1 protein-coding gene is annotated in these 1,847 nt (G+C 61.8%); it reads right to left on the bottom strand.

The window, feature by feature from the left end:
- On the bottom strand, positions 1 to 1,847 hold a 1,847-nt coding region (locus tag GH722_20640; protein ID MRG74170.1), incomplete at its 3' end, for a 1-deoxy-D-xylulose-5-phosphate synthase.

Raw genomic sequence — 1,847 nt, 5'->3', positions numbered from 1 at the left:
CTCAGCCCCGCCTGATCATACATCGCATCCGGCTTGTCCTGATCGATGAATACATCGGGCAGCACCATCGGCCGGATCTTCAGACCACCATCCAGCTGACCCGTCGTCGCCAGATGATGCAGCACCTGACTGGAGAAGCCACCGACCGAGCCTTCCTCAACCGTCACCAGAACCTCATGCTCACGCGCCAGACGGCTCACCAGATCACCATCCAGCGGCTTCGCAAAACGCGCATCCGCAACCGTCGTCGACAGGCCCCGTGCCGCTAGTTCCTCCGCTGCCTTCAGGCATTCACCCAGTCGGCCGCCGAAGCTCAGCAAGGCCACCGTCGTGCCTTCCTGCAGGATACGCCCCCGGCCGATCTCCAGCGCCACACCCCGTTCCGGCATCTCCACGCCAATCCCCTCGCCCCGCGGATAACGGAAAGCGCAGGGCCGGTCGTCGATCTCCACCGCGGTCCGGATCATATGAACCAGTTCCGCCTCGTCACCGGCGGCCATCACCACCATGCCCGGCAGACAGCTCAGATAGGCAACATCAAACGATCCCGCATGCGTCGCACCGTCCGCACCAACCAGACCCGCCCGGTCAATGGCAAACCGCACCGGCAGGCTCTGGATCGCCACATCATGCACGATCTGGTCATAAGCCCGCTGCAGGAAGGTCGAATAGATCGCAACGAACGGCTTCATCCCTTCCGTCGCCATGCCTGCGGCAAAAGTCACCGCATGCTGTTCCGCCAGACCCACGTCAAAGGTCCGGGCCGGATAGGTCTCCCCGAACAGATCAAGCCCGGTGCCCGACGGCATGGCCGCCGTCACCGCGACGACCTTCTCGTCCTCCGCCGCTTCCCGGATCAGCGACTGGGCAAAAACCTTGGTATAGCTCGGCGCGTTCGACTTCGACTTCACCTGCTCGCCGGACGAGACATCGAACTTCGCCACACCGTGATACTTGTCCGAACTCTGTTCCGCCGGCTCGTAGCCCTTACCCTTCTGGGTCACGCAATGGATCAGGATCGGGCCGTCTTCCCCATCATCGCGCACATTGCGCAGCACCGGCAGCAGATGATCCAGATTATGACCGTCAATCGGGCCGACATAATAGATACCCAGTTCCTCGAACATCGTGCCGCCACCGGCAACCATGCCACGGGCATATTCCTCGGCCCGGCGTGCCGCCTTCTCCAGCTGCTTCGGGAAATGTTCGGCGATCTCCCCTGCCTTGTGGCGCAGGCTGCGGAACGGCTTCGATGAGACGAGACGGCTCAGATAACCACTCAGCGCCCCCACCGGCGGGGCAATCGACATGTCGTTGTCATTCAGGATGATGATCAGCTTCTCCGGCATCGAACCGGCGTTGTTCATCGCCTCATAGGCCATGCCTGCCGTCATCGCCCCGTCACCGATCACCGCAATCGCATGACGCTTCTCACCCTTCAGCGAAGACGCCGCCGCCATGCCCAGTCCGGCCGAAATCGAGGTCGAGGAATGGGCCGCGCCAAACGGATCATAGTCACTTTCCACCCGCTTGGTGAAACCGGACAATCCACCGCCCTGACGCAGCGTGCGGATACGGTCACGGCGACCGGTCAGGATCTTGTGCGGATAGCACTGATGGCCAACATCCCAGATCAGCCGGTCATCCGGCGTGTTGAACACATGATGGATCGCCACCGTCAGCTCAACCACACCCAGCGACGCACCCAGATGCCCCCCGGTCTGAGAGACCGCCTCAATCGTCTCCTGACGTAACTCGACAGCAAGCTGCTTCAGCTCAGCCGTCGAAAAAGAACGGATGTCTGACGGAAGACCTGCGCGGTCAAGAACGGGCTTCGACGTGTTCAT

Source organism: Alphaproteobacteria bacterium HT1-32, from assembly GCA_009649675.1.
Lineage (GTDB): Bacteria > Pseudomonadota > Alphaproteobacteria > Rhodospirillales > HT1-32 > HT1-32.
This window is presented reverse-complemented; position numbering and strand designations above follow the sequence as displayed.